At 64.1% G+C, this 20772-nt stretch carries 19 protein-coding genes; 9 read left to right on the top strand and 10 right to left on the bottom strand.

The window, feature by feature from the left end; translation table 11 throughout:
- Nucleotides 1-86 precede the first annotated feature (86 nt).
- Together JQ572_RS22570 and JQ572_RS22565 are read right to left on the bottom strand one after the other, a co-directional pair.
- Nucleotides 87-869 (bottom strand): outer membrane protein, encoded by a 783-nt coding sequence (locus JQ572_RS22570; RefSeq protein ID WP_211385028.1) that lies wholly within the window; start codon nucleotides 867-869, stop codon nucleotides 87-89.
- A 457-nt stretch (nucleotides 870-1326) separates the two neighbouring features.
- Nucleotides 1327-2364 carry a glycosyltransferase family 4 protein gene (locus tag JQ572_RS22565; protein WP_211385027.1) on the bottom strand — a complete coding sequence of 346 codons (1038 nt, stop codon included), beginning with the start codon at nucleotides 2362-2364 and terminating at the stop codon, nucleotides 1327-1329.
- A 126-nt stretch (nucleotides 2365-2490) separates the two neighbouring features.
- Between JQ572_RS22565 and galE the strand changes: the two genes are divergently transcribed.
- The 3 genes from galE (at nucleotide 2491) to JQ572_RS22550 (ending at nucleotide 6162) form a co-directional block, all read left to right on the top strand.
- The gene (galE, locus tag JQ572_RS22560) at nucleotides 2491-3504 is read left to right on the top strand and encodes a UDP-glucose 4-epimerase GalE (RefSeq protein ID WP_211385026.1); all 1014 of its coding nucleotides are present in this window, start codon (nucleotides 2491-2493) and stop codon (nucleotides 3502-3504) included.
- Nucleotides 3505-3622: 118 nt separating this feature from the next.
- Nucleotides 3623-5425: an ABC transporter ATP-binding protein gene (locus JQ572_RS22555; RefSeq protein ID WP_211385025.1), complete on the top strand. Its 1803-nt coding sequence runs from the start codon at nucleotides 3623-3625 to the stop codon at nucleotides 5423-5425.
- Nucleotides 5426-5460: 35 nt separating this feature from the next.
- Nucleotides 5461-6162, top strand: a complete 702-nt coding sequence (locus JQ572_RS22550) for a fumarylacetoacetate hydrolase family protein (protein ID WP_211385024.1) — start codon at nucleotides 5461-5463, stop codon at nucleotides 6160-6162.
- Nucleotides 6163-6228: 66 nt separating this feature from the next.
- Here the strand turns inward: JQ572_RS22550 and JQ572_RS22545 are convergent, their stop codons facing one another.
- Nucleotides 6229-6687, bottom strand: a complete 459-nt coding sequence (locus tag JQ572_RS22545; protein ID WP_211385023.1) for a YybH family protein — start codon at nucleotides 6685-6687, stop codon at nucleotides 6229-6231.
- A gap of 146 nt (nucleotides 6688-6833) precedes the next feature.
- Complete coding sequence (locus tag JQ572_RS22540) at nucleotides 6834-7763, bottom strand: aspartyl/asparaginyl beta-hydroxylase domain-containing protein (protein WP_211385022.1); 930 nt, start codon at nucleotides 7761-7763, stop codon at nucleotides 6834-6836.
- 277 nt (nucleotides 7764-8040) lie between these two features.
- Here JQ572_RS22540 and JQ572_RS22535 point away from each other — a divergent pair, with 277 nt between their 5' ends.
- Complete coding sequence (locus JQ572_RS22535) at nucleotides 8041-8316, top strand: hypothetical protein (protein ID WP_249129196.1); 276 nt, start codon at nucleotides 8041-8043, stop codon at nucleotides 8314-8316.
- A gap of 21 nt (nucleotides 8317-8337) precedes the next feature.
- On the opposite strand, the gene JQ572_RS22530 is transcribed toward JQ572_RS22535, so the two are convergent.
- The gene (locus tag JQ572_RS22530) at nucleotides 8338-8493 is read right to left on the bottom strand and encodes a hypothetical protein (RefSeq protein ID WP_167768006.1); all 156 of its coding nucleotides are present in this window, start codon (nucleotides 8491-8493) and stop codon (nucleotides 8338-8340) included.
- 145 nt (nucleotides 8494-8638) lie between these two features.
- Nucleotides 8639-9562, bottom strand: coding sequence for a LysR family transcriptional regulator (locus JQ572_RS22525; RefSeq protein ID WP_211385021.1), 924 nt, complete (start codon nucleotides 9560-9562; stop codon nucleotides 8639-8641).
- Nucleotides 9563-9773: 211 nt separating this feature from the next.
- On the opposite strand from JQ572_RS22525, the gene JQ572_RS22520 reads away from it, so the two are divergent.
- From JQ572_RS22520 to JQ572_RS22510, 3 genes are read left to right on the top strand one after another with little or no spacing between them, the layout of a single operon-like run.
- On the top strand, nucleotides 9774-10484 hold the full coding sequence (locus tag JQ572_RS22520; protein WP_211385020.1) for an SDR family NAD(P)-dependent oxidoreductase: 711 nt from the start codon (nucleotides 9774-9776) through the stop codon (nucleotides 10482-10484).
- 19 nt (nucleotides 10485-10503) lie between these two features.
- Nucleotides 10504-10740: a tautomerase family protein gene (locus tag JQ572_RS22515; protein WP_211385019.1), complete on the top strand. Its 237-nt coding sequence runs from the start codon at nucleotides 10504-10506 to the stop codon at nucleotides 10738-10740.
- Nucleotides 10741-10772: 32 nt separating this feature from the next.
- Entirely contained in the window at nucleotides 10773-12014 is a 1242-nt protein-coding gene (locus JQ572_RS22510; protein ID WP_211385018.1) for a YbfB/YjiJ family MFS transporter, read from the top strand.
- An 18-nt stretch (nucleotides 12015-12032) separates the two neighbouring features.
- On the opposite strand, the gene JQ572_RS22505 is transcribed toward JQ572_RS22510, so the two are convergent.
- Nucleotides 12033-13493 carry a flavin-containing monooxygenase gene (locus tag JQ572_RS22505; RefSeq protein WP_211385017.1) on the bottom strand — a complete coding sequence of 487 codons (1461 nt, stop codon included), beginning with the start codon at nucleotides 13491-13493 and terminating at the stop codon, nucleotides 12033-12035.
- A 71-nt stretch (nucleotides 13494-13564) separates the two neighbouring features.
- On the opposite strand from JQ572_RS22505, the gene JQ572_RS22500 reads away from it, so the two are divergent.
- The gene (locus tag JQ572_RS22500; RefSeq protein WP_211385016.1) at nucleotides 13565-14575 is read left to right on the top strand and encodes a hypothetical protein; all 1011 of its coding nucleotides are present in this window, start codon (nucleotides 13565-13567) and stop codon (nucleotides 14573-14575) included.
- A 100-nt stretch (nucleotides 14576-14675) separates the two neighbouring features.
- Here the strand turns inward: JQ572_RS22500 and ahcY are convergent, their stop codons facing one another.
- The 3 genes from ahcY to JQ572_RS22485 form a co-directional block, all read right to left on the bottom strand.
- Complete coding sequence (gene ahcY / locus JQ572_RS22495; RefSeq protein ID WP_211385015.1) at nucleotides 14676-16097, bottom strand: adenosylhomocysteinase; 1422 nt, start codon at nucleotides 16095-16097, stop codon at nucleotides 14676-14678.
- Between the two features lie 124 nt (nucleotides 16098-16221).
- Entirely contained in the window at nucleotides 16222-17418 is a 1197-nt protein-coding gene (gene metK / locus JQ572_RS22490) for a methionine adenosyltransferase (protein WP_211385014.1), read from the bottom strand.
- 61 nt (nucleotides 17419-17479) lie between these two features.
- Nucleotides 17480-18835 (bottom strand): hypothetical protein, encoded by a 1356-nt coding sequence (locus JQ572_RS22485; protein WP_211385013.1) that lies wholly within the window; start codon nucleotides 18833-18835, stop codon nucleotides 17480-17482.
- Between the two features lie 166 nt (nucleotides 18836-19001).
- Here JQ572_RS22485 and JQ572_RS22480 point away from each other — a divergent pair, with 166 nt between their 5' ends.
- Nucleotides 19002-20720, top strand: a complete 1719-nt coding sequence (locus JQ572_RS22480; protein ID WP_211385012.1) for a caspase family protein — start codon at nucleotides 19002-19004, stop codon at nucleotides 20718-20720.
- Nucleotides 20721-20772: the final 52 nt, after the last annotated feature.

The raw sequence follows: 20772 nt of genomic DNA, 5'->3' as shown, positions 1-20772 counted from the left end.
CAAAGTGCGCTATGCACCGATTGCACCCAATTCTGAAACGCAGCTGGATGGCGCGATGGGCCAATTTCGGAAGTCGGGGGAAGCGATCAGTACCTCGCGACCACCGGGCCGCCAAATTTCCAGCCAAGCCGTCCAGTCACCGTCCAAAGATTTTCTTTGACGGCGATGGTGCAAGGCTGCCCAGGGCCCGCGCCGCAGCTATAGGTCGGGCGAGCATTGAAGGTGTTGTCTCTCGTGCCTAACGGCAAAAAATCTCCCTCGATACCCAGAATCACGTTGTTGGTCACTGCATATTCAAAGCCGGCGCCAACCACGCCGCCGACACGCGTTTCACTTCCGGTGGTCGGTGTGAAGCCAACGGGCAGGCAGGCGCCGGTCGCGGTGATCCCATTGCAGGTACGGAAGTAATCTTGGTGCACCCAAGCGGCGCCGCCTTTGACGTAGAGCAAAGCTCTGTCCCAAGCATAGCCAGCGCGCGCTGTCGCCATGAAGATACTTGAGACGTGAGAATTGTCGGTACCCGAGGTAGCCAACACGGGCACGTTGCTTCCCCTCAGGTTCGCCCAATCGCCGGAAAGCTCCACGCCAACTACAAAATTGCTTGCTTGCCAATTGTAGCCAATCTGGCCGCCCACTACGCCGCCGCGTACGTTGTGACAGCCAGCGTCGAACCCTGCAGATACAAAGTTCCAGCAATTCTGGCCGCCGCCGCCGCCACCATTGACGCCAATGTAGAAACCGGACCAGTCGTAAACAGCAACTAAGGAAGGCGGCGGAGCCTTGGTGTAAGTGCGGGCTGGCAAGTCTGCGGCCGAAGCCGCCGATATCCCCAACGCCAGCGCGCTCAGCGCTATAGCGAATTTCTTCATTGGGTCCCCAATAAAAGTGCGCCTGAAACTCCGCGAAACTAACAGCTGAGCGGCGGATTGCTGTTACTCAGTTGCCACAGGTCTGTCTTTTGTCCAGGCCAATATCCGATTTGGGTCAAAAGCGTCGATTGGGCGGCTGCCTTGCCATTTCCGGATTGCCTTCAGGAGCGGACAGTTCAGCGGCACGCTCCGACGAAGCCGCGCGGCGAGACGCCGGTCTGATCAAATGGGGAGTGGTCCATGCGCCACAGCGCGCGGACTACGGGCCCGCAGCCGCGGGTGATCGGGCATTTCGGGACGATACCTGTCTAGCACTGTTTTGCCCGACGGGTCAAATCGAATTCGTAAAATCCGCAAGAGACAGCACCGGCCGCCAAGCCATTGATTCCGTTATCCCCAGCTACTGTGCATGGGGTTGTTTTCGCGTTTTCTTGTTTTCGGCGCCTGAAAGCGCTGCTCAGAGCAGCGACCGATAGACCTCGCCGATCCGCGCCGCTTCCGCATCGAGGCTGAACTTCGCAAGCACCCGCGCCCGACCGCGCTCGCCCATCGCGGTCGCAGCTTGCACGTCACGCATCAACGGCTCCAGCGCCGCGGCGAGCGCCTCGGCATCGCCCGTCGGGATCAGGACGCCGGTGACCCCATCCTCGACCACGAGCCCAGCCGCACCCGCACGCGCGGCGACGAGTGCGCTGCCCGCCGCCATCGCCTCGATCAGCGTCAGGCCAAAGCCCTCGTTGCGGGAGGTGAAGGCGTAGATCGCCAGCCGCTGGTACCAGCGCTGCACCTCTTCGATCGGCAGCTCGCCGGTGATGACGATGCGCGCGTGCAGGCCGGCGGCGTCTATCCGTTTCTTCAGGTCATTGGCGAAAGGCGCCTGCTCCGGCGTGACTTGGCCAACGATGACGGCGGTGAAATCGGGATAGCGCGGCAGCAGCCGGCACATCGCATCGACGAACACATCGGTGCCTTTCTGCGCACGGACGCGGCCGAAGCAGCCGATCGCATAACGGCCCGGCAGCGCGGCTTCCGCGAAGGCAGCGGCGCGATCGGCCGGCGGCGCGTAGATGTCGGTGTCGACGCCGTGCGGGATCACCGTCGCCTTCACCTTCAGGAACGAGGCCGAGAGATCCGACGTCGCGATGATCGCATCCATCTGCCGGATCAGCCAGCGCGTGATCCAGCTGTGATGCCGCTGCGCCGCCGAGGTGAAGACCAGCTTGAGCGGCCAGCCGAGCGCGCGCAGGGCGACGCCCGCGATCATCTCGTTGTTGCGCCGCGCATGCCAGATCAGCGGCGCCTTGCGGCGCCACAGTTTCAGGAAATCGGCACCGCTCAGCCGCGCAATGCCTTCCGGAGCGTCCGAGCCGAACCATGCCGCGCGATAGAGCTTTGCCAGCCGCGGCGCGACCATCCGGTTGGTCGCGGTGACCCCGGAATAGCGCCTGTGCAGATTTGGCACGATCACTTGCAGATCGCTCGGGGGATTCGCCACGTCACACTCCGTTTAGCAGGCCCCCTATACGCAACATTAAGCATAGTGACCAGTTCAGCCGCGCCGATACCCCCTCTTCACCACGTAAACGTTAGCTTGCAGCGTTGATCGAAGACGGGTGAGATCATGACTGTGCTAGTCACCGGCGGCGCCGGCTATATCGGAAGTCATACGGTCCTGGCGCTGGCGGAAGCCGGCGAGGACGTGGTCGTGATCGACGATCTCTCCACCGGCTTCTCCGCATATCTGCCCGAAGGCGTGCCGCTGTTCATTGGCGATGCCGGCGACGAGAATCTGCTCGAAGGCGTGATCTCCCAACACAACATCGAGAGCATCATCCATTTCGCCGGCTCGGTGGTGGTGCCGGAATCGATGCGCGATCCGCTCGGCTATTACCGCAACAATTTCACGACCGCACGCAATCTGCTCAACGTCGCGGTCAAGCGCGGCATTGGCCGCTTCATCTTCTCCTCGACCGCCGCGGTCTACGGCAATCCGGACCAGGTGCCGGTGCCCGAGCACGCGCCGACGCGGCCGCTATCGCCCTACGGCTCGTCGAAGCTGATGACCGAGATCATGCTGCACGACGTCGCCGCCGCCTACGGCATGCAGTACGTGACCCTGCGCTATTTCAACGTCGCCGGCGCCGATCCGCAGGCCCGCATCGGGCTTGCCACCGTCGGCGCCACGCATCTGCTCAAGATCGCGGTGGAAGCCGCGACCGGCCAGCGTGCCAAGATCGACGTCTTCGGCACCGACTATCCGACCCAGGACGGCAGCTGCATCCGCGACTTCATCCACGTCACGGACCTGTCGCAGGCGCATCGCTCGGCGCTGGCCTACCTGCGCAATGGCGGCGCCTCGACGACGCTCAATTGCGGCTATGGCCGCGGCTATTCGGTGCTGGAAACCATCGACGCGGTGCGCCGGGTTTCGGGGCGCAGCTTCGCCGTGCAATACGCCCCGCGCCGGCCCGGCGACATCATGACCATGGTGGCCGACACCAGCCGCATCCGTGGCCTGCTCGACTGGAAGCCGCAATACGACGACCTCGAGACCATCGCCGCCCACGCTTTGGCCTGGGAGGACAAGCTGTTCCGCGAGCGCCACGGCGAGCTCCGCCAGGCCGCCTCGGCCTAGATTCCATCCCGGCGCAAGTCCTTAATGGGGCTTGAAAAGCGCCGCTTTAGCGGGCACAGAGGCCGTTCGATCCCCTGACGCGCAGGCAGGCTTTTCCTGCGCCGTCAATGGACTACGGATGGCGCAGTTTCCAAAGAAAATCACCGACGATCCCTATGCGGCAGCGGTCCTGATTCGCCGCCTGGTCACGGAACAGGGGATCATCTACTGGCGGCGCTACCTCGTCGCCTTCGCGCTGATGGCGCTTGCCGCCGGGTCGACCGCGGGCGCGACCTACGTGCTCGGCCAGGTCATCAACCAGGCCTATGTCGACAAGAACATCCCGGGCATCGCGATGTTCTCGGGCATCACGGTGATCCTGCTCTTCATCAAGGGTGTGGCGACCTACGGCCACATGGTGATCCTGACCAAGATCTCCAACGCCATCCTCGCCACCAACCAGCGGCAACTGTTCGCCAAGCTGATGCGCGAGAGCGTCGGCTTCTTCTCCGAACGGCATTCGTCTGAATTTCTGGCACGGCTGACGGCCGGCGCAAAATCGATCACCGACGTCCTCAACATGCTGGTCAACGCGGTCGGACGCGACCTCATGATGCTGCTCGCCATGATCGGCGTGATGGTGTGGCAGGACCCGGTGATGTCGTTCATCGGCCTCGTCGTGGTGCCGCCGGCGATGCTGGTGCTGCGCAAGCTGGTCAAGCGCATCAAGGGCCTCGCTTTCAACCAATTCACCGGCACCGCCGACATCATGGAGACCATGCAGGAATCGCTGCAGGGCATCCGCACGGTGAAAGCGTTCACGCTCGAAGACACGATGCAGAGGCGCATCGACGAGAACATCGCGATCGTCGAGCGCAACGCCAACAAGATGGCCCGCGTCGCCAACCGCTCCAATCCGCTCATGGAGATGCTCGGCGGCTTCGCGGTCGCCGGCTGTTTGCTTTACGGCGGCTACAGCGTGGTCGCGCTCAACGCCACGCCCGGCGCGTTCTTCTCCTTCATGACTGCGTTCCTGATGGCGACCGAGCCGGCCAAGCGGCTGGCGCGGCTCAACATCGATCTGAACAGCCAGCTCGTCGGCGCGCGCATGCTGCTCGAAGTCGTCGACAGCCCGGCCACCGAGCACTCCGACGACGACAAGCCGGCGCTGAAACTGTCCGACGCGCGGATCGAGCTGCGCGACGTCAGCTTCTGTTACCGGACTGGCGAGACCGTGCTCAACCGCATGAGTTTTGTCGCCGAGCCCGGCAAGGTCACCGCGCTGGTCGGCCCGTCCGGCGGCGGCAAGTCGACCGTGCTGGCGCTGCTGCTGCGCTTCTACGAGGTGACGCAAGGCGACATCGTGATCGACGGCCAGTCGATCGGCGCGATCTCGCGAAAATCGCTGCGGGCGCAGACCGCCTATGTCGGCCAGGACGTCTATCTGTTCCGCGACACCATCCGCAACAACATCGCCTTCGGCAAGCCGGGCGCAACCGAGAACGACATCATCGATGCCGCCAAGGCGGCCTGCGCTCATGATTTCATCATGGGCTTCCCGCTGGGCTACGACACGCCGGTCGGCGAGCACGGCACCCAGGTGTCGGGCGGCCAGCGCCAGCGCATCGCGGTCGCGCGCGCCCTGCTCAAGAACGCGCCGATCATCCTGCTGGACGAAGCCACCGCCGCGCTCGATTCGGAGTCCGAGAAGCAGGTGCAGGAGGCGATCGAGCATCTCTGCCAGAACCGCACCACCATCGTGATCGCGCACCGCCTGCACACGATCATGCACGCCGACGCGATCCTGGTGGTCGAGGGCGGCGAGATCGTCGAGCAGGGCCGGCATGACGAATTGCTGCGCCGCTCCGGCCGCTACGCCTCGTTCTTCCGCCTGCAACATCGCGACGCCGGCGCTCTGGCGCCGATCAGCGCAACCGCATAGAGTTCGTTTCACCTCACGAGCAGCGAGACCGATACATGAACGCCGCCTCCTACGTCATCCCGCTTCCAGCCCAGCCGTCTCTTCCCGTCGTCGGGGAAAGCGGCCGCTATCCGGTGCGCCGCATCTGGTGCGTCGGCCGCAACTATCTCGAACACATCCGCGAGATGGGCAACGACGAGCGCGCCCCGCCGTTCTTCTTCGCCAAGCACGCCGACATGCTGGTGCCCGACGGCGCCACCATCCCCTATCCGCCGCTGACCAAGGATCTGCATCACGAGGTCGAGCTGATCGTCGCGATGAAGAGCGGCGGCCTCAACATCCCGGCCGAAAAGGCGCTCGACCATGTCTACGGCTACGCCGTCGGCATCGATCTCACCCGCCGCGACCTCCAGATCGCCTCGCGCAAGAAGGAGCGCCCGTGGGAGATCGGCAAGTCGTTCGACGGCTCCGCCCCGTGCTCAGCGGTGCAGCCGGCCTCGAAGATCGGCCATCCCGCCAAGGGCAAGATCTGGCTCACGGTCAACGGCAAGGAGGCCCAGAAGGGCGATCTCACCGAACTGATCTGGAACGTGCCCGAGATCATCTGGCAGCTCTCGCAGCAGGTGAAGCTCGCCGCCGGCGACATCATCATGACGGGCACGCCCGCCGGCGTGTCGCAGCTCCAGCCGGGCGACAAGCTCGAATGCGGCGTCGACGGCGTCGGCACGCTGAAGGTCTCGATCGGCCAGCCGGAATAGGCTGCACGACATCTCGACATCGAAAGGCCCCGGACATGTCCGGGGCCTTTTCCATTCAGATCGCCTCTACCAGGCCTTCACCGTTCGATTGGCGTGACTCACCTGCGGGACGCCGCGGTTGAGCGACATGTGCGAATGCACGCACAGCCAGCCATCGGCGCTCCTCGAGAACACCATCGTCGCTCGGCCCGGACGTGGAAACGCGCTGCCATCGGGATGATAGCCCGTGCTCGTCCACGGCGCGACCACGGTCGCCATCGTGCCGTCGGGAGACGCGAGGATCGAGATCTGCTCGGGCACAAAACGGAAGTCGCTCGTCTTCGGCCAGACGTTGTCCCATTGCGTTGAGACCCATTGATCGAGGCCGGGGATGACGTCGTTATGCGTGCCGAAGGCAAGCACCTCGGGATGAAAGAGCGGCCTCGCCGAAGCGTAGTCGACCTCGCGGACATAGCCGGCGAAGGTTTCCAGCCACTGACGGAAGAACTGCGTTGTCTCTGTATTCGCGGTCGGCAAGGAGGCCATTGCCTGCTCCATATTCGGCAACTCAATCACGGCAATCCTTGTTGCCATGGCCCGAACTGTCCAGCAAGACTGGCGGCTCGTCGTCTTCGCCGCCGGATCAAAACCGAGAACTGCAGGGCGGACTAGCGACTTGTCCACCTACGCACTTACCGTAACGCCGACAGCACGATGAGGCCGAGGATCAGCGCCGTCAGCGAGTATTTCAGCGTGTAGTACACGTTGCGATTCCACTCCTTGACCTTGCGGCTGCCGAGATGGATCTCATAGAGCTTGCCGAACACCTTGTTGAGCACGCCGACGCTCTCGCCGTCGACGTTCTGAGTCGCCGAAGCCTTGACGATGTGATGGCTGACCCAACGGTTGATCGCGGTCATGAAGCCGAACCTCATCGGGCGCTCGACGTCGCAGAACAGGATGATGCGGTTGACGTCGGTCGCATTCTCCGCGCTGTGGATGAACGTCTCGTCGAACATGAAGGCCTCACCGTCGCGCCAGACGCATTCGACGCCGTCGACCAGGATACGGCACTTGTTCGAGTTCGGCGTGACGAGGCCGAGGTGATAGCGCAGCGAGCCCGCGAAGGGATCGCGGTGCGCCCCGAGCTTGCCACCGGGCGGCAGCATCGCGAACATCGCCCCGTGCACGCTCGGGATCGAGTTGAGCAGCTCCACCGTCTTCGGGCACAGCGTACGCGCCGAGGGCAGGAAGTCGTCGTACCATTTCAGATAAAATCGCTTCCAGCCGCTCTTGAAGAATGAGTAGAAGCCCCAATCGTTGTTCTTCGCGGCCGCGCGGATGAAGCCCTCGTCGAACAGGCGCACCGCTTCGTCGCGAATGGTCTCCCAGTTCTCGCTGAGCGGCTTGAGCTCGGGAAACTGCTCGACCGAGATCACCGGCTTGTTCGGTACCGCCGAGCCCGCATACATCAGCACGTTGTAGGGCGCGAGATAGGTCGAATGATCGCCGAGCTGGCGCGCAAAGCGCAGCCGCTGCTTGCCACGGAAGTGAACGTAAATCGTCGAAGCCGCAAGCACATAGAGAGTGACAAGTTGCGGCGCAAAAAGCTGTTTCAGCATTTCCCCAAATCCGAGTAACCCAGCCGGGGACGTGATCTACTCTGAGCCGGCCCCAGCGGCAAGATATTGGCGGTGCAGCCTGAAGCTGTTCCGCAGGTCGTGATCGGGCCGGCCCCAGCCGTACCGCGCACGATTACAAATCGCGGCCGCCTCCCCGTCAATCCCGGCGTTGCGGGCGGTTTCCGACATATTATCCTGGTTCCAGGGATTGGGAAGTCGGGGTGCATCTTGGAGACATCGCGGTCGTTGGCGGGCTGTACGCTCGCTCTGTTTCTGCTTGGAATATCCGCGTCTCGCCGCGGCCGTGAAGGCGAACGGCGTCTTCGCACTTCAAATCAGCGGGCCGGCACCGGTCGCCGCCTACGGGTTCAATCAGATCAATCTCGGCGACAGCACGGAAAAACTCTTGGCGCAGCTCGGAAGCCCGTTCCATGTCGGGCAGAGCGGGCTCGAGAAGACCGAACTCTGGACCTATGGGCCCTGGCCTTTCTCATTCGAGGTGGGGGAGGACCGCGTTACCTCGATCCGGATCAGCGATCCGACCGTCCAGTAAATTCGATTGCGTGGGTGCCGGTCAAACCCGGGACAACGCCTGGAGACCCTTGAAGGTCAGGCGCTTGGGGTCGGTGACGCCGGCAAGATAGAGCCGGCGGATGAAGGCGATGACGGCGTCGCGGTCGCAATCGGTCAGCGCGACGACGGCGTCGACCGCGATTTTCTGGGCTTCCATTGGGCTCACCTCGGCCTTGCGAGTAACCCCGGCCGAGACAGGCTAGGACTCATCCGTTAAATCGGCGTTAACCGTTCGGCCAGCATCGCCGATTCACCCCGGCGGCCGTATACGCAAAACAACGCATTGCCGGGGGCACGGCCGCTCAACGCGCATTGATGCTCTTCTTCAGCAGCGCGAACTGCTTCTTCAGCCTGGGCACGGCAAAGTCGGTGAACGCCCTCACCTTTGGCACCGAGAGCCGCCCCTGTGGGCAGATCAAATGCGCGGGCATCTCCGGATCCTCGTCGGCGGCCAGCACGATCTCGAGCTCGCCGCGCCCGACGGGCTCGGCCACCTGGTACGAATACATCCGCGCCACGCCGCGCCCGGCGACCGTGGACGCCACGGCCGCATGGGTGCTGTTGACGACGAGGCGCGGGGTGAACTGGACCGTGCGGGCTGCCGACGAGCCGGCCTGTGGAGCAAAGGTCCAGGAATTGGGCAGATGCGCCATCGCCACGATCTGATGCTTGGCGAGATCGCCGGGCTCGGTGATGCGCGGATGCTGCTTCAGATAGCGGGGAGCTGCCACCACGACGCGACTGATCTCGCCGATCCGCATCGCCACCATCGCCGAATCCGCGAGATGGCCAATGCGAAGCGCGATGTCGACGCCCTCCTCGATCAGGTTGACCGCGCGGTCAAACAGCAGGAGCTTTGCCGATACGGTCGGATAGGCGTCCAGAAACGCATCGAGGATCGGCCGCAGCACCATCTCGCCCGACACCACCGGAGCGGTGATCGTGAGCACGCCGCGCGGCGCCGTACGCGGCCCGGCCGCGATGTCGTCGGCCTCCTCCAGCTCGATCAACACGCGACGGCAGATCGCGACATAGCGCTCGCCCTCCTCGCTCAGCTTGATCGACCGCGTCGTCCGGTGCAGCAGTTCGGTACCGACTCGCTCCTCCAGGAAGGCAATGGCGCGGCTGACCGCCGCCGGCGAGCGGCCGAGCTTGCGGCCTGCGGCCGCCAAGCTTCCCTCGTCCACCGCAAGGACGAACACCTTCATCGCGTCCAGACGATCCATGCGCTTCCGCCACCCGTCAAATTCCTGTGACAAGCTAAGCGTTCGCCCCGGCCGCGACAACCGCCGCCAACGGCCGGTCCGGCATTCGTTCGCGCCACGTAACAGTGTCTGCCGGACAACGTGTATTCGCAGCCGGGCTGCTGGAGCGTAGCTCAACCTCCAAGCCGGCCGCTGCTGGCCCAGGTTTTCAAGCCAACAACAGGAGCCCGTCATGGGTATCGAGCAGAAGGTTGCCGTCATCACCGGTGCATCGCAGGGCATTGGCGCCGCCCTGGTCCAGGGTTTTCGTGACCGCAACTATCGCGTCGTCGCAACGGCGCGCTCCATCAAGCCGTCGGGCGACGATGATGTCCTCGCCGTCCCCGGCGACATAGCCGACCGGAGCACCGCCGAGCGCGTGGTGTCGCAAGCCGTCGCCCGCTTCGGCCGCGTCGACACGCTGGTCAACAATGCCGGCATCTTCGTCGCAAAGCCTTTCACCCGGTACACCGCGGAGGACTATGCAGCGGTGATGGGCACCAACGTCGCGGGCTTCTTCAACATCACGCAGCTCGCCATCGCCGAGATGGAGAAGCAAGGCTCGGGTCATGTCGTACAGATCACGACGACACTGGTGGATCAGGCCAACTCGAACGTGCCCTCGGTGCTGGCCTCGCTGAGCAAGGGCGGCCTCAACGCCGCGACGAAGTCGCTCGCGATCGAATACGCCAGGCGCGGCATCCGCGTGAACGCAGTGGCGCCCGGCGTCATCAAGTCGCCGATGCACCCCGTCACGACGCATGCGCAGCTCGGCGCGCTGCACCCGGTCGGCCACATGGGCGAGATGTCCGACATCGTCGATGCCGTGCTCTATCTCGAGCAGGCGAGCTTCGTCACCGGTGAGATCCTGCATGTCGACGGCGGCCAGAGCGCCGGCCACTGAGCGCAAGAGGAGAGACACCATGCCGATCGTCACCATTCAAGTGACCCGCGAGGGAACGACGCCGGGCGCGGCGTCGCTCACGGCGGAAGAGAAGGCCGCGCTGATCGAGGGATCGAGCCGGCTGTTGCTCGACGTGCTCGGCAAGCCGCTCGATTCCACCTTCGTCGTGATCGAGGAAGTCGACACCGACAATTGGGGCTGGGGCGGCCTGCCCGTGCCGGAATTCCGGCGCCGCCGCGCCGCCCGGACAGGATGATCCGCGCGCGACCGAGCGCGCAGGAGGATGAAATGACCAACACAGGTACGAAGCAACACGTTAAGGCCCGGCCGCATCAGCGGCCGGGACCGGCTTCACAACAGACTTCACAAATGAGCTGGCGATACGCCGCGGCTGGCTTGTCCGCATCGCTGGTCGGACTGGGCCTTGCCCGCTTCTCCTACACGCCGCTGATCCCGGCGCTGATCGCGGCAAAGTGGTTCAGCGCGTCGGATGTCGTCTATCTCGGTGCGGCGAATCTTGCCGGTTACCTTGCCGGCGCACTCGCGGCACGCGCTGTGGCCGCCCGCATTGGCGCGGTGCGCGCGTTGCGTGCGATGATGCTGCTCGCCACGCTCTCTTTCTTCGCCAGTTCAACCCCGGTGTCGTTCGCCTGGTTCTTCGCCTGGCGCTTCCTGTCGGGTCTCGTCGGCGGCATCATCATGGTGCTGGCGGCCTCCGTCATCCTGCCGCACATTTCGGCCGCGAGACGCGGCATCGCTGGCGGCGTGATCTTTGCGGGCGTCGGCCTTGGCGTCGCCGCCTCGGGCACGCTGGTGCCGCTGCTCCTGCAACAAGGCTTGCAGCAGAGCTGGTATGGTCTCGGCGCCCTGTCTGCCCTGCTCACTCTTGCGAGCTGGCGGAACTGGCCTGCGGAAGCCAAGGCTGATGCTGCGCCTTTGCATCACGCGAAGCACCAGCATGCATCGACGGCGGCCCGCGCGCTGCTGGTCCAGTACGGCCTCAACGCGGTGGCGCTGGTGCCGCACATGGTCTTCATCGTCGATTTCGTCGCGCGTGGCCTCGGCCAGGGTATTGCCGCGGGATCGCGCTACTGGGTGCTGTACGGCCTCGGCGCGGTCGTGGGCCCGCTCGTCACCGGCCATCTCGGCGACCGCTCGGGCTTCGGCCCGGCCCTGCGGGCAGCCTTTCTGATCGAGGCGGTGGCCGTGCTGCTGCCGACCGTCAGCACCGCGCCGGTCTCGCTGATCGTGTCGAGCGTCGTGGTCGGCGGCTTCACGCCCGGCATCGTGCCGCTGGTGCTCGGACGCATCCACGAGCTCGTCCCGCACTCGACCGAGCAGCAGCGCGCGACATGGAGCCACGCCACCACGAGCTTTGCGCTGTTCCAGGCGGCCGCCGCTTACGGCTTCTCCTGGATCTACGCGCAGACCGGCGGCGACTATCTGGTCCTGTTTGGGCTCGGCGGCGGCGCCGTTGTGCTTGCACTTGCGATCGATCTCGGGCTGGCGCTCACGACACGCAAGGCATAACCGCAGACGGCGGCGTGATCAGGAATATCGCATCACGCCGTCGTCGATGCGACCGAACCGCAAGGTGACGATGTCGAGAGCGTAATTCTGGTACAGCCGCCACGGCTGCTTCGAGCCCTGCTTCGGCATCTTTGCGAGCGAGCGCTGCACGTAACCGGAGGTGAAATCGAGCGAGGGCTGCGCGGTGATGGTCGGATCGTCATTGTGCGGCATGCACTGGCGGAAATTGTGCCGGTCCATGTAGTTGATCAGCCGGCAGACATATTCGCAGGTGAGATCACATTTCAGCGTCCAGGACGCGTTGGTGTAGCCGAACGCCGACGCCATGTTCGGCACGTCGGCATACATCATGCCCTTGTAGGTCAGCGTGTTGGCAAAATCGACGGCGCGGCCGTCGACGCTGACCTCGAGGCCACCGACGACCTGGAGCACCAGCCCTGTCGCCGTGACGATGATGTCGGCGTCAAGCTTGCTGCCGTCCTTCAGGCGGATGCCGTCGCGCGTAAAAGTGTCGATCTCGTTGGTGACCACGGAGGCGCGCTGCTCACGGATCGCCTTGAACAGGTCACCGTCTGGAACGAGGCATAGCCGTTGATCCCAGGGATTGTAGCGCGGCGTAAAATGGGTCGCGACATCGTAGTCCGGCCCCAGCGCCATCTGCACGCCCTTGAGGACCAGCTCCTTCACCTTGGCGGGGCGGCGCCGGCTGAGCTGGAAGAAGAACATCCCCCACATCACGTTGCGCCAGCGGATCAGATGATAGGCGAGCCGCGCCGGAAGATTGCGGCGCAATTTGTTGGCGACGGGATCCTGCGCCGGGCGCGACACAACATAAGTCGGCGAGCGCTGCAGCATGGTGACCTGCGCCGCCTTCTTGGCTAGCTCCGGCACCAGCGTCACCGCGGTCGCGCCCGAGCCGATCACGACGACGCGCTTGCCCTCATAGTCGATGTCTTCGGTCCATTTCTGCGGATGCACGATGCGGCCGGCGAAATCCGCCGCACCCGAAAACTCCGGCGTGTAGCCCGCCTCGTATTTGTAATAGCCCGAGCACATGAACAGGAAATCGCAGGTGAAACGCACGAGCTCGGTCGCACCCTCGCCTGCGATGCGCTCGGCCTCGACCGTCCAGCGTGCGTCAGCCGTCGACCATGCCGCACGCTTGACACGATGGCGGAAGCGGACGTGGGTCTCGATGCCGTTCTCGGCCGCGGTCTCGCGCACATAGTTCAGGATCTGCGGCCCGTCCGCGATCGCCTTCGGATCAGTCCACGGCTTGAAGGAATAGCCGAGCGTGAACATGTCGCTGTCAGAGCGGATGCCGGGATAGCGAAACAGATCCCAGGTGCCGCCGATGCAGTCGCGCCCCTCCAGGATGACGTAGCTCTTGCCCGGGCACTTGGTCTGAAGATGATAGCCCGCGCCGATGCCGGACAAGCCGGCTCCGACGATCAGCACGTCAAAATGTTCCTGGGCCATGGTTTCCTCCGCCGTGCGGATTGTCTGGCCTGCTTCTCAGCCAGTCAATCGATAAGCCGCGGACTCGTCCGTTGGGTGCGGCGCGACAACGGAGTGCCAGAGCGTCCGTTGGGCGCTGCAATGGGCCCGCGATTGCATCAGAACTTAAAATCTACTATAACGCGAATTATTTCAGGCTGCTCTTTCAATTCATTCCTATTGGGGTTCTGATGACAGATCACAGCGCTGATGGCTCGCCCGACCATGGCGACGGCGAGACTGAACTGATCACGCCTCCCTCCATCCACGCGATCAACCTGATGGGTGGGCTCTACCTGTTCATAACCGTGCTGTTCTTCTACCTTCTCATAGCGACCTGGCCTGTCCTTGAAACGGGTGGCGGTGCGTTCAAGGACTTCCACATCTTCTTCTCGCGGCATTCCTGGGAGCCGGACAAGCAGATGCTGTTCACCGTAATTGTCGCCGGAGCACTCGGCGGCCTCACGCACACCATGACGTCGTTCGGGGATTACGTCGGCAACCGTCAGCTCAGCACCAACTGGCTGTGGTTCATGATCTTGCGCGTGCCGATCGGAATGACGCTCGCCGTGCTGTTCTACTTCATCGTCCGGGGAGGCCTTCTGCTCCCGACTCTTTCGACTCCGCCCGCGGGAACGCAGGTGCCAACCAATTCGACCCTGCAGCTGAACCCCTACGGCATGGCCGCTTTCGCAGCGTTGGCGGGGATGTTTTCCAAGCAGGCAACCGACAAGCTTGCCGCCGTGTTCGACGCCGTCTTTGCTATGAGGAAACCGGTGGACCGCGACAACCCCCTCAACGCGAGAGAGACCGATCTCAAGGTTGCCCCGGCCAAGCTCACGCAAGGAAAGCTGGAAGAGTTGACCGTCACCGGCAGCGGCTTCCAGACGGACACCAAGGCGACCATCAACGGCAAGGACAGGGCTTTCAAAAGGTCCAGCGCAACGGAGGGCAAGATCACCCTGCTCAACGAAGACGTCCTCAGCGTCGGCGATCTCGCCATCGTCGTCGTCAACCCCAACAAGGACGTCTTCAGGACTACGGTCAAGGTCGTCGCCCCGTAATGTCGGCGACTGAGGCGCCCGTAGCGCACCCCTGGGGTCCAGAAACAACGAAGCCCCGGATTGCTCCGGGGCTTCGTCCGTTCCTGAGGTGCGCTGCGTCTCAGTAGCGGTAATGGTCCGACTTGAACGGGCCTTCCTGCTTGACGCCGATGTAGTCGGCCTGGTCCTTGCGCAACTCGGTGAGCTTGACGCCGATCTTGGCGAGATGCAGCCGGGCCACCTTCTCGTCCAGCGACTTCGGCAGCACGTAGACTTCCTTCTTGTACTTGCCGTCCTTGTTGTTGGCGAAAAGCTCGATCTGCGCCAGCGTCTGGTTGGTGAACGAGGCCGACATCACGAAGGAGGGATGGCCCATCGCATTGCCGAGGTTCACGAGGCGGCCTTCCGACAGCATGATGATGCGGTGCTTGTCGGGGAATTCGATCTCGTCGACCTGCGGCTTGATATTGGTCCACTTCAGGTTACGCAGACCCGCGATCTGGATCTCGTTGTCGAAGTGACCGATGTTGCAGACGATGGCGCGATCCTTCATCGCGCGCATGTGTTCGATCGTGATGATGTCCTTGTTGCCGGTCGCCGTGACGAAAATGTCGGCGCGCGGCGCGGCGTCTTCCATGGTCACGACTTCGTAGCCTTCCATCGCCGCCTGCAGTGCGCAGATCGGATCGATTTCGGAGACCATGACGCGGCAGCCGGCCTGGCGCAGCGAGGCGGCCGAACCCTTGCCGACGTCGCCGAAGCCGGCGACCATCGCGACCTTGCCCGACATCATCACGTCGGTGCCGCGGCGGATGCCGTCGACCAGCGATTCACGGCAGCCATAGAGGTTGTCGAACTTCGACTTGGTGACGCTGTCGTTGACGTTGATCGCAGGCCACAGCAGCGTGCCGGCCTTCTGCATGTCGTAGAGACGATGCACGCCCGTGGTGGTCTCTTCGGAAACGCCCTTGATGCTCTTGGCGATCTCGGCGAAGTAGCCCTTCGGCTTTTCCTTGAGCTGCTTCTTCAGAAGCGCGAAGAAGACCTCCTCTTCTTCCGAACCCGGCTTGTCCAGGAAGGCGGTGTCGCCGTTCTCGGCGCGCAGGCCGAGATGGACGTACATGGTGGCATCGCCGCCGTCGTCGAGGATCATGTTCGGGTGACCGCCGCCGTGCCAGTCGAACAGCTTGGCGGTGTAGTCCCAGTATTCGGCCAGCGTCTCGCCCTTGACGGCAAAGACGGGAATGCCGGCGGCCGCGATCGCCGCCGCGGCGTGGTCCTGCGTCGAATAGATGTTGCAGGAGACCCAGCGAATGTCGGCGCCGAGCGCGGCCAGCGTCTCGATCAGCACGCCGGTCTGGATCGTCATGTGCAGCGAGCCTGCGATGCGCGCGCCCTTCAGCGGCTGCTTCGGGCCATACTCTTCGCGAGTGGCCATCAGGCCGGGCATCTCGGTCTCGGCCAGCGAGAGCTCCTTGCGGCCGAAATCGGCGAGCGAAATGTCCTTGACGATGTAGTCGGAGAAGCCGGGCTTCGCATTCATAGCGGAGGTCCTGTTGTTGAATTGGTCATTCCGGGTGCCGCGACGCGGCGAACCCGGATTCTCGACATGATGGATAAGGATCCCGGGTTCGCCGCGTCGCGGCGCCCGGGAATGACGTCGGTGATCAGACTGCGCGCTTGAGGGCTTCGACGAGATCGGTCTTCTCCCAGGAGAAGCCGCCCTCGTTATCGGGTGTGCGGCCGAAATGGCCGTAGGCCGAAGTACGTGCGTAGATCGGGCGGTTGAGATCGAGATGGCTGCGGATGCCACGGGGCGTGAGATCCATCGCCTGCGCCGCCGCCTTCTCGAGCTGGTCCTCCGACACCTTACCGGTGCCGTGGGTGTCGATGTAGATCGACAGCGGACGCGCCACGCCGATGGCGTAAGCGAGCTGGAGCGTGCAGCGGTCGGCAAGACCGGCCGCGACGATGTTCTTGGCGACGTAGCGGGCAGCGTAGGCCGCCGAGCGATCGACCTTGGTCGGATCCTTGCCGGAGAACGCGCCGCCGCCATGCGGAGCCGCGCCGCCGTAGGTGTCGACGATGATCTTGCGGCCGGTCAGACCGGTGTCGCCATCGGGACCGCCGATGTAGAACTTGCCGGTCGGGTTGATGTGCCAGATCGTCTTCGGCGTGATCCAGTCCTTCGGCAGCGCCTCGCGCACATAGGGCTCGACGATGTCGCGGATCTGCTTGGACGAGATGTCCTCGACCAGATGCTGGTGCGATACGACGATCTCGCGCACGCCGACCGGCTTGCCGTTCTCGTACTGCACGGTGACCTGGCTCTTGGAGTCCGGACCCAGCACCTTCTCGCGGCCCGAGTGGCGCGCTTCGGAGATGAGGCGCAGGATCTTGTGGGCGTAGAAGATCGGTGCCGGCATCAGGTCGGGCGTCTCGTTGGTGGCGTAGCCGAACATGATGCCCTGGTCGCCCGCGCCCTCTTCCTTGACCTCGCCCGGCTGCAGCGCATCGACGCCCTGCGCGATGTCGGCCGACTGGGGGTGCAGAAGGATCTCGATGTCGCAGGTCTTCCAATGGAAGCCGTCCTGCTCGTAGCCGATGTCCTTGATCGCGTCGCGGACGACGCCTTCGATCTGCTCGTTGGTGACGGATGCGGGGCCGCGGGTTTCACCGGCGATCACCACCTTGTTGGTGGTCGCGAGCGTCTCGCAGGCCGCACGAATCTGCCAGGGATCGATGCCGGCTTTCGGCCCTTCGCGGTAGAACAGGTCGACGATTTCATCGGAGATCCGGTCGCAGACCTTGTCGGGATGGCCCTCGGACACGGACTCGCTGGTGAAGAGATAGGACGCGCGCATCAGTAACCCCTTGTTCCGCCGCTAAGCCGGCGGGCGTTTGCGATGTTTAGCCTTGGATATGTCAATCACGACGTCGCGAGATGACGTAGGATTCGTCGAGAAACCAGAGCCCGTTGTACTTTCGCAGCACATCCCTGGCGGCATCCAGAGTGCGGCCGTTTTGAGTCATTTCTGTCAATCGATCGTCCTCGATCTGAGCGACATACACCGCCGCATTCCACGCTGCAAAGGCCGTCGAGGTTCCGATGGTACCCGTCACCTCGTTGGGCAGCGCTTCCATATCATACCTGAAGATCGAGCGGTTATCCGCATAAGCATTAAAATTTAGGTCGCGGCCCAACGATCCGAGTTCATACTTCACGGCGCGCAATAGCTCATGACGGCTGACCGAGAAAGGATTTTCTCCCGGCCAGATCGCCTGGATCATTTCCATGCCCGGATCCTGGCCGTGGGAGTGGATTCCAATCAGCCGCCCCCCGGGCCGAAGCGCCCGCGCCAGCGGTGCAATGATCCGTTTTGCCCGAAAATTGACCGAGGACAGCGCACGGTAGGGCTGGGATGCGATGACGAGGTCGAAATTGGCCTCGGTCTGGCCTGGCCTCGGAATGGTCGAATCCAGCAGGAACCTGTGATCCTCGCGGTAGAGCACGAGCACGACGGGCCGCTCGTAGAGCGGCATGGCCGTGCGCGGGCTGATCGCGGCGCGCCAGTTCTGCTCCAGGAACGGCCTCAGCTCGGCGATCTGCTGCTCGAACTCGCCTGACGATGCGCCCCGGAGCGGGACTTCGTGCCAGACGGTGGCCGCCGCCGCCGCCGGCGATGCCGGCGTCAGCCAGGGCGCCTCCGAGTAGAACATGTTGGTGAAGACGAACACCGACGCCGGATGCTCGAAAATGCGATCCGGCACCTTCTCCAGCGTCAGGCGCAAATCTTCGAGACTGAGCTCCTTGCCGGCGACGTAGAACGGCATGTGCGGATAGCGCTGGTGCGTTGCGCGCAGCACCCGCGCCAGCACCGTGCCGTCGCCGACGCCGGCGTCGAATATGCGCAGAGCCGGCGGGCGCGGATGGATGCTGGCGAGTTCCAGCGCCACGCGCTCGGCAACCACCCGCTTCTCGCTGCAGGTGTGGACGAACAGCAGGTATTTCTGCCGATTCTCGAAAAAGCGGAAATTGCCGCGCGGATCGCGCTTTTCCGGCGGCACCTGAAGCCCCCGCGGCGGCGGCAGGCCACCGGTCGTCGATGCGGCGATATAGGCCTGGATCCGCTCCAGGGTATCGACGGTGATGCGCTTTCCCTCGCGCAGCCGGTGCACCAGCTTCCCATCGTTCACCGCACGCCGGCCAAATGTCGATTCCGCCATGTCCGCCTTGCGGCAGAACTCGGTGATCTGGCTCAGGATTTCGTCATTCTTCATCGGTGGGAATACGGTGGGCAGGTGTGTTGGGACCAGACCATTAGCAAGTTCTGCCCACTAGGGGAATACCCACAATCGCTTTACCCCACGTCCAATGACGGGAGCGTGAACCCCGACGCGCCGCCGGGCAACAAACAAGCGCTTCTCCTGTTACGGGGTTTCCGCCATGCGCCGCCTGCTCATCGCGCTCTGCCTGCTCGCCGCGCCTCTGTGGGCCGCACCTTGTCTCGCGCAGGCGCGCAGCCAGCTCGGGCCGCTCTGCACCACCGACACGACGCCTGCGGACAAGATGATCGACGCCTGCACCAGGATCATCGCGCTGAAGGTGTTCAAGGGCGAGCAGCTCGCGACGGTCTACTTCTGGCGCGCGGTGGGCTGGAACAAGAAGGGCGATTACGCAAAGGTTATCACTGACGCCACCGAAGCGATCCGGCTCCAGCCGAGCCAGGCGGCCTACAATCTCAGGGGATCGGCCTACTACGACAGGGGCGAGCACGAGATCGCGATCACCGATTTCGACGATGCGCTGAAGCTCGGCCCGCCAAGCGGCATCATCTTCCACAATCGCGGCAACGCCTGGCGAGGCAAGGGCGACTACGCCAAGGCAATCGCCGATTACGATATGTCGATCAAGGCCGACGCCGGGTCGGCGTTTTCGTTCCAGAACCGCGGCATCGCCAAGGAGGCCCTCGGCGATCTCGACGGGGCGCTGGCCGACATCAACCAGGCGATCCGGCTCGACCCGACGCTGCCGCAACCGCTGATCAACCGCACCGCGATCTGGCGTGCCAGAGGCGATTTCGGTCGCGCGATCGCCGACGGCAGCGAGGCGATCCGGCTCGCAAAGGAGAAGCCGCCCGTCAACATCATGACGCCCCCGAACAGCGTGCTGATCTCGGGCTACACCCATCGCGCGCTGGCCTATGAAGCCAAAGGCGACTACGCGCACGCGCAAGACGATTACAAGGCGACGCTGGCGATCGTGGCTTCCGATGCCGGCAGCAAGGCCAACCAGGCCACCGCAAAGGTGCGACTGTCGCTGGTGACGGATGCGGGCGCGCCGATCCCGCGCGATGCACCGGCACCGACGACGCAGCCGAGCGCGGCCCATGCTCCGCAGCAGACCGGCGCGGCGCCAATGCCCTCGCCTGCTCCGGCCGCTCGCGGCACACGCATGGCGCTGATCATCGGCAACGGCGCCTATGCGCATGTCAAGGCGCTGCCCAATCCGCCGAACGACGCGCGCGCCGTCGCCAGGAGCCTGCGCGACATCGGCTTCACGGTATCAGAAGGCGTCGATCTCGATCACGCGACGATGCAGAAGATGACGCGCGATTTTCTGCGGGAGGCGGCGCGGGCACAGGTCGCATTGGTCTACTATGCCGGCCACGGCGTTCAGGTCGACGGCCGCAACTATCTCATACCCGTCGACGTCGAGCTCAAGCCGGGCACGGGCATGACGGATGCGATGATCGACATGGACACGATCATGGCCGGCCTCGACGACCAGGTCCGCACCAATATTCTGATCTTCGATGCCTGCCGCAACAATCCGATGGCGCAGCAGGTCGCGGCCGCCGGCAACAACCGCGCCATCGAGGGCGCCTCGGGCCTCGCAGCACCAACGAGCCTGGGGGCCGGCGCGACGCTCGGCGCGGGCACGCTGATCGCCTTCGCCACCGCACCGGGCCAGGTCGCGCTCGACGGCGAAGGCGCCAACTCGCCCTTCTCCGCCGCGCTGTCACGCCATCTCGGCACGCCCGGGCTCGAAGTGCAGCAGATGCTGACGCGGGTGCGGGCCGAGGTGGTCTCGTCCACGAAGAGCAAGCAGGTGCCGTGGTCGAACTCGTCGCTGCTGGGCGAGGTCTATCTGGCGGAGAAGTGAGGAGGCTGGCGACGCAATGCGTTGACGACGCCAAAATTCGGCGTCGGCCCGG

The sequence above is a fragment of the Bradyrhizobium sp. SZCCT0153 genome, from assembly GCF_018129995.1.
Lineage (GTDB): Bacteria > Pseudomonadota > Alphaproteobacteria > Rhizobiales > Xanthobacteraceae > Bradyrhizobium > Bradyrhizobium japonicum_G.
The sequence above is the reverse complement of the archived record's forward strand: the minus strand, read 5'-3'. Positions and strand labels throughout refer to the sequence as shown.

Bases quoted from the DNA above. Each gene is read 5' to 3' on its own strand.
- JQ572_RS22480 (WP_211385012.1), top strand. From the start codon at position 19,002: ATGCGCCGCCTGCTCATCGCGCTCTGCCTGCTCGCCGCGCCTCTGTGG.
- JQ572_RS22485 (WP_211385013.1), bottom strand. From the start codon at position 18,835: ATGAAGAATGACGAAATCCTGAGCCAGATCACCGAGTTCTGCCGCAAG.
- JQ572_RS22525 (WP_211385021.1), bottom strand. From the start codon at position 9,562: ATGGATCGTCTGGACGCGATGAAGGTGTTCGTCCTTGCGGTGGACGAG.
- JQ572_RS22555 (WP_211385025.1), top strand. From the start codon at position 3,623: ATGGCGCAGTTTCCAAAGAAAATCACCGACGATCCCTATGCGGCAGCG.
- JQ572_RS22520 (WP_211385020.1), top strand. From the start codon at position 9,774: ATGGGTATCGAGCAGAAGGTTGCCGTCATCACCGGTGCATCGCAGGGC.
- JQ572_RS22515 (WP_211385019.1), top strand. From the start codon at position 10,504: ATGCCGATCGTCACCATTCAAGTGACCCGCGAGGGAACGACGCCGGGC.
- JQ572_RS22550 (WP_211385024.1), top strand. From the start codon at position 5,461: ATGAACGCCGCCTCCTACGTCATCCCGCTTCCAGCCCAGCCGTCTCTT.
- JQ572_RS22540 (WP_211385022.1), bottom strand. From the start codon at position 7,763: ATGCTGAAACAGCTTTTTGCGCCGCAACTTGTCACTCTCTATGTGCTT.
- metK (WP_211385014.1), bottom strand. From the start codon at position 17,418: ATGCGCGCGTCCTATCTCTTCACCAGCGAGTCCGTGTCCGAGGGCCAT.
- JQ572_RS22510 (WP_211385018.1), top strand. From the start codon at position 10,773: ATGACCAACACAGGTACGAAGCAACACGTTAAGGCCCGGCCGCATCAG.
- JQ572_RS22545 (WP_211385023.1), bottom strand. From the start codon at position 6,687: ATGGCCTCCTTGCCGACCGCGAATACAGAGACAACGCAGTTCTTCCGT.
- galE (WP_211385026.1), top strand. From the start codon at position 2,491: ATGACTGTGCTAGTCACCGGCGGCGCCGGCTATATCGGAAGTCATACG.
- JQ572_RS22570 (WP_211385028.1), bottom strand. From the start codon at position 869: ATGAAGAAATTCGCTATAGCGCTGAGCGCGCTGGCGTTGGGGATATCG.
- JQ572_RS22505 (WP_211385017.1), bottom strand. From the start codon at position 13,493: ATGGCCCAGGAACATTTTGACGTGCTGATCGTCGGAGCCGGCTTGTCC.
- ahcY (WP_211385015.1), bottom strand. From the start codon at position 16,097: ATGAATGCGAAGCCCGGCTTCTCCGACTACATCGTCAAGGACATTTCG.
- JQ572_RS22530 (WP_167768006.1), bottom strand. From the start codon at position 8,493: ATGGAAGCCCAGAAAATCGCGGTCGACGCCGTCGTCGCGCTGACCGAT.